Source organism: Cellulomonas endometrii, assembly GCF_949769265.1.
In the GTDB taxonomy this organism is placed as follows: Bacteria; Actinomycetota; Actinomycetes; order Actinomycetales; family Cellulomonadaceae; genus Cellulomonas; species Cellulomonas endometrii.
Genome location: NZ_CATKPC010000021.1, coordinates 1 through 11,161 on the forward strand (window position 1 = coordinate 1; position 11,161 = coordinate 11,161).

Consider the following 11,161-nt stretch of genomic DNA (forward strand, 5'->3'; position numbering starts at 1 on the left):
GGGGGGGGCGGGTCGTGCCGCCGCGCCCGGGGGGTCGGGCGGGGGGGTGAGGCCGTCGCGGATGCGGCTCTTCACGGTGGGCAGCGGGGCGGCAAGGCTCTCCGCGACCTCCCGGTAGGTGCGGCCGTCGTAGTAGGCGAGGACGACGGCCTCGCGCTGGGTGTCGGTCAGCCCGCCGAGGCAGTGGCGCACGCGCTCGGCCTCGAGGCGGGACTCGGCCTGCTCGGCGACGACGTCGAAGTCGCGGGGCCGGTCGGCGTCGAGGACGGCCTGGTCGCGGTTGCGCTGCGCCTGGACGGAGCGGACGCGGTCGACGGCCCGGCGGTGCGCCATGGTGGTCGCCCACGCGCGCGCCGATCCCCGCCGGGCGTCCCAGCGGGCGGCGGTGCGCCAGATCTCCACCATGACCTCCTGGGTGACCTCCGCCGCGTGGTCGGGGTCGCGGAGGACGGCGAGGGCCGTGCCGTGCACGGCGGGGGACAGCGTGTCGTACAGGGTGGTGAACGCGTCGAGGTCGCCGTCGGCGACCCGCGCGAGGGCGTCGTCGGCGGCGAGCTGCGCCGCGGAGCGGGCACCGGGGGAGGACACGTGCGCCAGTGTGCCGCACGTGCCCTCCTCCGGCGTCACGGGTGCCGGTTCAGCGCACCAGCGCGGCGGCCAGGGAGTCGATGGCCCCGGCGAGCGTGGACACGTGCATGCCCAGCCCGGCGGCCACGTCGTCGGCGGGGAGCTCGCCGTCGCTGATCTGCTCGAAGAACGCCCCGGCCTGCGGGCGGTAGCCGTCGAGGTCCATGAGGGCCTGCTGGCGGGCGTCCTCGTCGCCGGCGGCGTCCGCGACGGCGTAGTCGACGAAGAAGCCGATGTGCTCGCGCCACAGCTCGAGGAACGCGGTGCCGTCGTCCGGGCCGGCCAGGGAGGCGACGGCCTCGGAGAGCTGCACGGAGTTGGCGTCGAGGGTCGCCGCCGAGGCGGTGAACGCCGGCGACTCGACGCCGCCCTCGGCGGTGTAGGCGGTGAACACCGCGTACGCGGCGAGGTAGACGTGCTCCTGGAGCAGCGCGGTCAGGGTGGACCGCAGGGTGGAGGCGTCGTCCATGGCGTCACCGGGCAGGCCGGCGCCGGCGGCCAGGCCGGTCGCGATGGTGCCGGCGTCCATGCCGACGTGGTCGGCGGCGGCCTTGAGGGTGTCGGACGCCATGGGGTCGCCGGCGGCGAGCGCGTCGATGGCGGCGGACATGGTGCTCACGTGCATGGCGAGCGCCTGGGCGACGTCGGCGGCGGGCAGGTTCCCCGCGCTGATCTGCTCGAAGAACGCGCCGGCGTCGGTGGTGTAGCCCGCGAGCTCGGCCTGCGCGGCGTCCGCACCGGCCTGGTCACCGGACTTCGTCGCGACGGCGTAGTCGACGAAGTAGCCGACGTGGGCGTCCCACAGCTGCTGGAACGCGGCGGCCTGCTCGTCGCCGGCGAGCGACCCGACGGCGGCGGCCAGGTCGGCGGTGTTGCCGTCGAGCGCGGCCTTCGCGGCCGTGAACTCGGGGGAGTCGGCGCCGGCGGTGTACGCGGTGGCGACGCCGATGCCGGTCAGGTAGACGTGCTCCTGCAGGAGGGCGGTGAGCCCGGCGCGCAGGGTGGCCGCGTCGGAGTCGACCTCGCCGGCGGTCCCGGTGGCGGCGGCGAGGCCGGTCGCCAGGGTCAGGCCGGTCTCGGGCATGTGCGCGGCGGCGGTGCGGGCGTCGGCGAACGGGTCGCCGGTGCTGACGGGCGCGACGGCGTCCATCGCGTCGTGGTCCATGCCCGTGCTGGACGTGGCTGACGGGCTGCTGCCCGCGGCGGTGTCGTCCTCGGCGCTGCCGCACGCGGTGAGCGTCAGGCTCAGGGTGAGCCCGGCGGCCATCGCGGCCACGGCGTAGGTGCTGCGGGTGCGTCGCATGATCGCTCCTGGGTGTCCTCGGTGGGTGTCACCGGGGGTTCGGAGCGGGCGGCGGCCCGGATGGGTCCGGGCTACTCCGGGAGCTGGGACGCGGACCGCAGGACGGCGTCGTACCGGCCGCCGTCGTGCTCCGGCGCGGGGCCGCCGACGAAGCACCGGCACGGCCCGTCACGGTGCACCAGCCCGGCGTGCGGGCGGGCGACGCAGGGCAGCGGGCCGACGGCGGCCTGGAGCTCGTCCTCGGGGCTCCACGCGTGCCAGGTGCTGCGCGTGATCTCGGTCGTCATCGGTACCTCCGTGCGGTGGGCCGCCCGGGGGCGGACCGTGACGGCACCGGGGGGCCGGTGTCGCTGTGCGCCACGGGTGTGCGCGTTCACACGCCCGTGGTCTCGTGTCCATCGGACGGTCGCACGTCTTCCTGTGGCGAACCAAGCCGATCGGTGGTATCGCCGGGGTGAATTCACCCACAGTGGCCCGGATCACGCCGCGCCGGGGACCTCCGTCCGCGTCGACGCGGGCCCGGACCCGCAGGTCAGGAGGCCGCCCGAGCCGCCCGGCGTGCCGCCTGCTCGGCGGGGTCGGGGACGGGCGCGGCCTCGAGCAGCCGCCGGGTGTAGGCGTCCTCGGGGGACCGCAGGACGCGGCTGCGCTCGCCGATCTCGACCAGCCGCCCGCGGTGCATCACGGCGACCCGGTCGGCGAGCTCGTCGACGACGGCGAGGTCGTGGCTGATGAACAGGCACGCGAACCGCAGGCGCTGCTGGATGGACCGGAACAGCTCGAGGACGGTCGCCTGGACGGACACGTCGAGCGCGGAGGTCGGCTCGTCGGCGATGAGCAGCTCCGGGTCGAGGGACACCGCCCGGGCGATGGACACGCGCTGGCGCTGTCCGCCGGACAGCTCGTGCGGGTACCGGGACGCCCACGCGCCCGGGAGCTCCACGCCGTCCAGCAGCTCGGCGACCCGGGCGTCGAGCGCCTGGCCCCGCAGGCCGGCGTGCACGCGCAGCGGCTCCGCGACGGACTCGCCGATCGTGTACCGGGGGTTGAGCGACGCCGCGGGGTTCTGGAACACGACGCCGATGCGGGTGCGGGCGGCCCGCACGGCCCGCGGGGTGTCCCGCCCGAGCCGGGTGCCGACGACCTCGACGGTGCCGGACGTGAGCGGCGCGAGCCCGAGCGCGCAGCGGCCGAGGGTCGACTTGCCCGACCCGGACTCGCCCACGAGCGCGAGCATCTCGCCGGGCTGGACGCGCAGGGTGACGTCGTCGACGGCCCGCACGACCCGGCCGCGCCGGTTCCGGAACTCCACGACCAGGTGCTCGACGTTGAGCGCGGGGCGCTCGCGGTCGTCGGCGGTCGAGTCGCGCGGCGGCGCCCCGATGCGCGGGACGGCGGCGAGCAGGGTGCGGGTGTACTCGGCGCGCGGGGCGGCGAACAGCGTCGCGACGTCGGCGGTCTCCACGACCTCGCCGTGCCGCATGACGACGACCCGGTCGGCGAGGTCGGCGACGACGCCCATGTCGTGGGTGATGAGCACGATCGAGGCCGAGGTCCGGGCGCGCAGGCGGCGCAGGACGTCCAGGACCTCCTGCTGGACGGTCACGTCGAGCGCGGTGGTCGGCTCGTCCGCGACGAGGACCTGCGGGTCGCACGCCAGCGCCATCGCGATCATGACGCGCTGCGCCTGGCCGCCGGACAGCTGGTGCGGGTAGAAGCCGAGGCGCTCCTCGGGGTCGGGCAGCTCGACCATCCGCAGCAGCTCGACGGCCCGCGCGGTGCGCTCCGCCCGGGACAGCCCGGGGACGTGCCGGCGGAGCATCTCGCGGATCTGGTACCCGATGGTGAACACCGGGTCCAGCGCGTTCGACGGGTCCTGGAAGATCATCGCGACGCGGCGCCCGCGCACCTCGGTCAGCGCCCGGTCGTCCAGGCCGATCAGCTCCTGCCCGTCGAGCCGCGCGCTGCCGGTGACGGTGGCGTTGCCCGGCAGCAGGCCGAGCAGGGCCAGGGACGACACCGACTTGCCCGACCCCGACTCCCCGACGATGGCCAGCACCTCGCCGGGCAGCAGCGCGTACGAGACGCCGCGCACGGCGGCGACGTCCGGCGAGCGCCCGCCGTCGACGCGGAACGTGACGGTGAGGTCGGTGACGTCGAGCACGGGCGTCGCGGTCGCCGCGGTGGCCCGGTCGGCGACGAGGTCGGTGGAGGTCGGCTCGGTCGTCACGGTGCTCCTGTCCCGGCCGGGGGCTGCCCGGCGCGTTCGGCCTCGTCCTCGGCAGCGGCGAGGGCGTCGCGGTGCGCCTCCCACTCGGCGAGCATCTTGCGGTGGTACCCGGCGAGCCACTCGAAGTAGTTGCGGGCGTTCAGCAGCCGCCGCCGCGGCCCGGGGTCGTCGTCGCTCACCGCGACGAGCCCGGAGTCGATGACGCGCTGCAGCCGGGGCAGGTACGTGCGCTCGCTGGCGAGCCAGGAGCCCCAGATGTCGTCCTCGACGCGGAAGTAGTGGTTCCGGTCGCCGGGGATGCTGTGCCGCATGATGAAGCCGATCTCGACCAGCCGCCGGGTCGCGGTGGACACGGCGCCGGCGGACGCGACGAGCAGCGAGGCGATCTGCGCGGAGGACAGGTAGGGCCGGTCGACGATCATCAGCAGGCCGACGACGCGGCCCTCCATGCGGGCGCTGTTCGCGTTGTCCCACGTGGAGGCGAACTGCTCGATCCACTCCCGGGCGTCCGCGTCGAGGGCCGGCTCGGCGGGCGCGGGGGACGGCGTGGCGGGGGGAGGCGTGCCGGCGTCGGTCATGCGCTCACCGTAGGGACCGCGGCGCCGGCCTCGCGGCGGTTCGTCATGCCGGTGCGCCGGGCCCGGAACACCTCGACGGGCCAGGACGTCATCGCGGCGCGCACGCTGGTGACGGTGCCGTCGGCGTCCCGCTCGTAGGTCATCGGCTCGCCGACGGTGCCGAAGCCCGGCCCGCGGTGGATCTGCAGCGCGTCCCGCCCGAGCACGGTGAGCTCCTCGTACGCGGCGACGGGGTCCGGGGCGGCGGGGCGCAGCAGGACGAGGCGGCCGCCGAGCTCGGCGACGTCGCTGATGCCCCACAGGTTCGCGAACCGGCCGGTGTACTCGGCCAGCGGCCGCGCGTCGGCGGGCGGCTCGGGGGCGTCGGCGGGCGCCTTCAGGGCGAGGTCGATCAGCTTGATGAGCCCGACGGCGATGGGGTCGGCGGGGCCGTCGATCGCGTTGGTGAGGACGCTGACCACGAGCTGGTCCTCGGGGTCGATGTAGGTGCGGGTGATGTGGCCCGGGTAGCCGCCGCTGTGCCCGACGACGTCGCGCTCGCCGAACGTGTGCAGGTCCATCCCGACGCCGTACTTCCCGAGCTCGGTGCCGTACGCGGTGACGACGGACTCCAGGCGCTGGATCACGCGCTTGGAGGCGTCGGTGAGCAGCCGCTCGTCGCCGAGGAAGTGCGCGGCGCCGTACTCCGTCATGTCGCGGGCGGTGGAGAAGAACCCGGTCGCGGCCGCCATGGCGCGGGTGTCGACGTGGTCGATGCGCTCGCGGCGGTCGTCGGCGTCGAGCAGGCCGGTGTGCCCCGCGGCGTACTCGTGCGCGCGGCCGGGGGCGTACTCGGCGCCGGTGCGGGTCAGCCCGAGCGGCTCGACGACGGCCGCGTGCAGGTGCTCGCCGTAGGGGCGGCCCGTCACCTGCTCGATCACGAGCCCCAGCAGCGAGTAGCCGACGTTCGAGTACTTGAAGTGCTCGTTCGGGCCGTAGACCTCGCCGTTCGCCAGCACGTCCGCGAGCAGGGCCTCCCGGTCCGGGAACGGGCCGTCGAGCTGCCAGAAGTCCGCCGCGGCGCCGTCCCGGATGACGCCGGCCTGGTGGCCGAGCAGCTCCCGCACGGTGCGGGACGCGAGCGGGGAGCCGCCCTCGCGCAGCTCCGGGACGAAGTCGCCGACGGGGTCGTCGAGCCGCAGCCGCCCCTGCTCGACCAGCTGGAGGACGGCGGTGGCGGTGAACGTCTTGGAGTGCGAGGCGATCCGGAACAGGTGCTCGGTGGTCAGCGGCTCCCCGGTCGTCACGTCCGCCACGCCCCACGCCGCGTCGAGCAGCACCTCGTCGCCGACCCGGATCGCGACCTGCACGCCGGTGGCCCGGCGGTAGGCCGCCTGCTGCTCCACCCAGGACCACAGGTAGGGGGCGGCGGCGCGGACGACGGCGGCGGTGCGGTCGGACATGAGGTGGTGCCTTCCTGGGTGGGGTGCCGGGTCTCGGCGGGGGAGCGGTGGAGCGGGTTCAGCGGGACTTCGGGTCGAGGGTGTCGCGCAGGACGTCGCCGAGCGTGATCATCGCCAGCACGGTGACGGTCAGGAAGATGCTCGGGAAGACCAGCATGTGCGGGGAGGTCTGGAAGTAGGTCTGCGCGCTGGACAGCTGCAGGCCCCAGGAGATCGACGGCGCCCGCAGCCCCAGGCCGAGGAACGTCAACGTCGACTCCGAGACGATGACGCCGCCGACCATCGTGGTGGCCACGGCGAGCACCGGCCCGATGGCGTTGGGCAGGACGTAGCGCGCGATGATCCGCCGGTCCCGCAGGCCCATCGCGCGCGCCGCCTCGACGTACGGGGCGTCCCGCACGGCGCGCACCGAGCCCCGCACGAGCCGGGCCATCGTGGGCCAGGAGAACAGCGCGAGCACGAGGGCCACGGTCACGGGGGACCGCGTGCCGATCGACGTCAGCACGACCACGGCGCCCAGCAGGAACGGGAAGCCGAGGAACACGTCGGTCAGCCGCGCGATCAGCCGGTCGGCGAACCCGCCGTAGAACCCGGCGGCGGTGCCGAGCACCAGGGCGACGACGAGCGCCAGCACGGTGCACACCACGCCGACGGTGAGCGAGGCCCGGGTGCCGTAGACGACGTTCGCGTACACGTCGCAGCCCTGCACGTCGGTGCCGAACACGTGGTCGCCGCCGGGGCGCCGGGCGCTCTGCGTGAGGTCGCACGCCCGCGGGTCGGGCTGCCCGAACCAGCCGGCGAACCAGGACGGGGCGATCGCGACGAGGGCCAGCACCGCCAGCACCACGGCGCACAGCCAGAACAGGGGACGGCGGCGCAGGCTCCGCCACACGCCGCGCGGCGCGGAGGGGGCGGTCTCGGCGACCGCCGTCGCGGTCAGCGTGTCACTCATGGCGGATCCTCGGGTCGAGCACGGAGGACAGCAGGTCGACCACCAGGTTGGTGAGCAGGAAGATGATGATCAGCGCGGTGGAGACGCCGACGACCGTCGGGCCCTCGTGGGTGCGGATCGCCTGGAACAGCAGGTTCCCGACGCCGGGCAGGTTGAACACGCCCTCGACGACGACGGTCCCGCCGAGCAGGTAGCCGAGGTCGATCGCGAGGAACGTCAGCACGGGGATCGCGGAGTTCCGCACCACGTGCACGCCGACGACCTCCCGGCGGCGCAGGCCCTTGGCCCGCAGGGTCCGCACGAAGTCCGACTGCAGGGTGTCCACGACGCTGCCGCGCATGAGCCGGGTGACCGACGCGAGGCCGAACAGCGCGATGACCAGCGCGGGCAGCAGGTACGACGTCGGCCAGCCCTCGGTGGTGCCCGCGACGGGGAACCAGCCGAGCCGCACCCCGAACAGCAGCTGCGCGGACACGGCGACGACGAACACCGGGACGCTCGTCGCGAGGATCGTCCCGGCGAGCACGAACCGGTCGCCGGTGCGGCCGTGGCGCAGGCCCGCGAACAGGCCCAGCAGGACGCCGAGGACGACCTCGATGGCCCAGGCCGTCAGCGCCAGCGTGATCGTCACCGGCCAGCGCAGCGACATCCGCTCGGACACGGACTGCCCGGTGAAGTTCGTGCCGAGGTCGCCCTGGAACAGCCCGCCGAGGTAGCGGGCGTACTGCTGGAGCACCGGCTCGTCGAGGTGGTAGCGCTCGCGGAGCTCGGTGACGACGTTCGCCGGCAGCGGCCGGTCGCCGCCCAGCGCCTGGATCGGGTCGCCCGGCAGCGCGAACACCATGAGGTAGATGATCAGCGTGACGCCGACGAAGACGATCGCGAGCTCGGCGACCCGGCGGACGAGGTAGCGGTTCACCCGTCGCCCCCCACCGTCGCGTCGCGGTCGGCCAGGCACCGCACCGCCGCCAGCGCCGCGCCGTACTGCACGCCGACCAGCTTCTCGATCGGCAGCACCTCCAGCCCGGTGACGCCCTCGGCCTCGGCGACCCACTCCTCGTAGACCGCGCGGCCCTGCTCGAGCACCCGGCGCACCCGGGCGGTGGCGATGCCCGCGTCGGCCTCCGCGGCGAGGGCCCGCAGCAGCATGCCGCCGAACCGCAGTCGGAAGCACCGGACGACGTCCTCGTTGCTGAACACCTCCGCGGCCGTCGCGGGCCGGGACGTCTCCGGCCGGTCCGCGCGGGCGATCTCGGCGCGGCCGGTGACGGCCATCATCGGGACGAACGCCTCGCTGGCCCGCAGGAACGGCGTGCGGACGGTGAGGTCGGGCCGGGCCTCGTCGAGCAGGCGGGACAGGGTGGTGCCCAGGTCCACCAGCGCCTCGCCCTTGGCCCGCACGACGTCGGCGTAGTCGGTCGACGTCGAGGTGTCGTCCTCGGCGAGCGGGTGCGACCAGTACGGCAGCTCCGCGATCAGGCTCACGGTGCCGTGCCGGGCGGCGTACGCGGCGGACGACTCCCCGCCGACCATCGACGCGGCGTCGAGCCCGAGCCCCGCGAGGTACTCGTACTCGTCGCGGGTGGACATCGACCAGAACACCGCGGGGGCGATCCGGCGCAGGGCGGGGGACTCCGGCTCGCCGGTGTCGAGCGGCAGCCCGAGCGACCGCGGGACCGCGTGCAGGGCCGGGACGAGGCCCGGGACGTCGTCGGAGAGGTAGTAGTAGACGCCGCCCATCTCCGCGTTGTGCAGCGACATCATCATCTCGGGCCGCACCTCGTCGATGACCCGCATGAGCGCCTGCGTCTCGGGGATCACCGCGTCGAAGTACGCGTCCTTGTGGGCGAACGGGAACGACCACTCCACCTGCTCCACCGGCGCCGGCCGGTAGAACCGGCGCGCGTACGCCGTGCGGTCCGCGGGGTCGGCGAACCAGCCCTCGTTCAGGCGGGTGCCGTCCGGGTCGATGCACGGGATGAGGTGCCACGTCGAGGCGGTGGACGCCAGCAGGCCGGGGTCGGCCACGAGCTCGCCGGCCAGGTGCTGCAGGGTCCGGAAGCCGATGGGCTCGTTCGGGTGCACCCCGGCGAACAGCAGCTGCTGCCGCGGCCCGGACCCGATGCTGACCATGGGGATCGGCTCGCCCAGCCGGGAGGTGCCGATCCGGCGGGACCGCGCCAGGGAGGGGTGCCGCGCGACCAGGTCGTCGAACCAGGCGAGCAGGGCGTCGACGGTCGGGAAGTCGTGGATCGCGGGGACGCGGCGGACCCGCTCGAGGACGTCCTCGAGCGAGCCCACCGCCGCCCCGGTGGCGCCGTGCGTCACGCGCCCTCCGCCAGGGTCACCATCGCGTAGGTCGGGTTGCCGACGGCGGAGGTCGGCAGGTCGGCGATCCGCTCGGACGTCACGAAGGAGTACGTCTCGAAGAACAGCGGCGGCGCCGGGAAGTCCTGCATGATCCGCTCCTGCACCGCGGCGTAGGCGTCGGCGGCCTCCGCCGCGTCAACCTGGGCGTCGGCGGTCGCGATCAGCCCGGCGACCTCCGGCTCGTAGTACGGGATGCAGTTGGTGCAGCCGCCGTCGGCCACGTAGAGCGCCCGCAGGGTGTTCTGCTGGCTCGGGTACAGCGCGCCCCACCGGGAGAAGAACGGGCCGTCGACCGCGCCGTCGAGCCGGGTCTCGTAGAACTCCGCCCAGTCGGTGCTGGGCGTGGCGACCGCCTCGACCCCCAGGTTCTGCCGGAGCTGGTTCGCGATCGCGGTGTACAGCTCGTCCAGGCCGATGCCGCCGGGGTAGTAGATGTCGATCGTGCCGTCGAAGCCGCCGGCCTCGTCGAGCAGCGCCTTGGCCGCGTCGGGGTCGTACTCGCACAGCTCGCCGCAGATGCCCTCGGGCGTCCCCGCCTCGACGGCCGGGGTCAGCGCGGTCGCGGGCGTGAACGTCCCGCCGTAGATCACGTCGTTGATCGTGTCCCGGTCGATGGCCATCGAGATGGCCTGGCGGACCCGCACGTCGGAGTAGCGCTCGTCCCACAGCGGCAGGCCGAGGTAGGAGATGCCGGGCGCCTCGAACGAGTACAGCCGGTCGCCGAAGTCGCCCTCGGCCTGCGGGAGGCGGGCCGCCGGGACGCCGACCACGTCCAGGTTGCCGGCCTGCACGTCGGTGTAGGCGGTGGTGGTGTCGGCGTACGGGACGAACGAGATCTCGTCGACCGTGGGCTCCGGGCCCTGGTAGTCGTCGTAGGCGGCGACGACGAGCGTCTCGTTCTCGACGTAGTCGTTGGTCAGCTCGAACGGGCCGTTGCCGACGGGGTGCCGGTTGTACGCCTCGACGTCGTCGAACGCGGACTCGGGCATCGGGTACATGCCCGTCTGACCCTGGCTGATCTGCATCGGGAACTGGCCGTCGGGGCCGACCAGCTGCACCGTGAAGGTGAGCTCGTCGACGACCGTCAGGCCGGACATCTCGGTGGTGGTCGGGTCCCCGGCGGCGGGGTTGAGGTCCGTGTAGCCGACGACGTTCGCGAGCTGGCCGGTGTTCTCCCACGCGTTCGGCCCGTACGCCACCGCGTTCCAGGAGTCGACGTAGGACTGCGCGGTGACGGGCGTGCCGTCGTGGAACGTCCAGCCGTCCTTGAGGGTGATCGTCCACGTGGTGGCGTCGTCCGACTCCACCGACTCGGCCGCGAGCATGCTGACCTCGCCCTGGTCGTCCACCCAGGTGAGCGAGGACCACACGGCCATGGCGAAGTCGAACGCGACGGTCTGCCGGCCGGGGACGAGCTGGGCCGGGTCGGTCACCGCGACGCTGATCGCGCCGCCGCCGGAACCGCCTGCCGCCGCCGACTCCGCGTCGTCGGAGCCGCCGCCGCTGCACGCGGCGAGGGTCAGGGAGAGCGCGAGGGCGCCGACGAGGAGCCGGGGTCGCGTCGAGTTCATGGGAGCCTCCACTCGGGGGTGCTGCTCGGGGTGGCTCAGTCGACCGTCGCGGGCTCGCCGGCGTCAATAGCCGGGGCTCTGAAAGTTC

General features: G+C 74.3%; 10 protein-coding genes. All 10 read right to left on the reverse strand.

Features of this window, described 5'->3' with window-relative positions; all coding sequences use genetic code 11:
* On the reverse strand, positions 1 to 588 hold a 588-nt coding region (gene sigK, locus QNH85_RS17235; RefSeq protein ID WP_282948375.1), incomplete at its 3' end, for an ECF RNA polymerase sigma factor SigK.
* A 49-nt stretch (positions 589 to 637) separates the two neighbouring features.
* Positions 638 to 1,930: a hypothetical protein gene (locus tag QNH85_RS17240; RefSeq protein ID WP_282948377.1), complete on the reverse strand. Its 1,293-nt coding sequence runs from the start codon at positions 1,928 to 1,930 to the stop codon at positions 638 to 640.
* A gap of 71 nt (positions 1,931 to 2,001) precedes the next feature.
* A complete protein-coding gene (locus QNH85_RS17245; RefSeq protein WP_282948378.1) occupies positions 2,002 to 2,217 on the reverse strand; it encodes a hypothetical protein in 216 nt (71 codons plus the stop codon).
* A 245-nt stretch (positions 2,218 to 2,462) separates the two neighbouring features.
* Complete coding sequence (locus QNH85_RS17250) at positions 2,463 to 4,160, reverse strand: ABC transporter ATP-binding protein (RefSeq protein WP_282948379.1); 1,698 nt, start codon at positions 4,158 to 4,160, stop codon at positions 2,463 to 2,465.
* Entirely contained in the window at positions 4,157 to 4,738 is a 582-nt protein-coding gene (locus QNH85_RS17255; protein ID WP_282948380.1) for a GbsR/MarR family transcriptional regulator, read from the reverse strand. Before QNH85_RS17255 ends, QNH85_RS17250 begins: the two co-directional genes overlap by 4 nt.
* A complete protein-coding gene (locus QNH85_RS17260) occupies positions 4,735 to 6,180 on the reverse strand; it encodes a serine hydrolase domain-containing protein (RefSeq protein ID WP_282948381.1) in 1,446 nt (481 codons plus the stop codon). Before QNH85_RS17260 ends, QNH85_RS17255 begins: the two co-directional genes overlap by 4 nt.
* Positions 6,181 to 6,238: 58 nt before the next feature.
* On the reverse strand, positions 6,239 to 7,132 hold the full coding sequence (locus tag QNH85_RS17265) for an ABC transporter permease (protein ID WP_282948383.1): 894 nt from the start codon (positions 7,130 to 7,132) through the stop codon (positions 6,239 to 6,241).
* On the reverse strand, positions 7,125 to 8,051 hold the full coding sequence (locus QNH85_RS17270) for an ABC transporter permease (protein ID WP_282948385.1): 927 nt from the start codon (positions 8,049 to 8,051) through the stop codon (positions 7,125 to 7,127). The genes QNH85_RS17265 and QNH85_RS17270 overlap by 8 nt, the downstream gene beginning before the upstream one ends.
* Positions 8,048 to 9,460 carry a M14 family zinc carboxypeptidase gene (locus tag QNH85_RS17275; RefSeq protein ID WP_282948387.1) on the reverse strand — a complete coding sequence of 471 codons (1,413 nt, stop codon included), beginning with the start codon at positions 9,458 to 9,460 and terminating at the stop codon, positions 8,048 to 8,050. Before QNH85_RS17275 ends, QNH85_RS17270 begins: the two co-directional genes overlap by 4 nt.
* The gene (locus QNH85_RS17280; RefSeq protein ID WP_282948389.1) at positions 9,457 to 11,073 is read right to left on the reverse strand and encodes a peptide ABC transporter substrate-binding protein; all 1,617 of its coding nucleotides are present in this window, start codon (positions 11,071 to 11,073) and stop codon (positions 9,457 to 9,459) included. Before QNH85_RS17280 ends, QNH85_RS17275 begins: the two co-directional genes overlap by 4 nt.
* Positions 11,074 to 11,161: the final 88 nt, after the last annotated feature.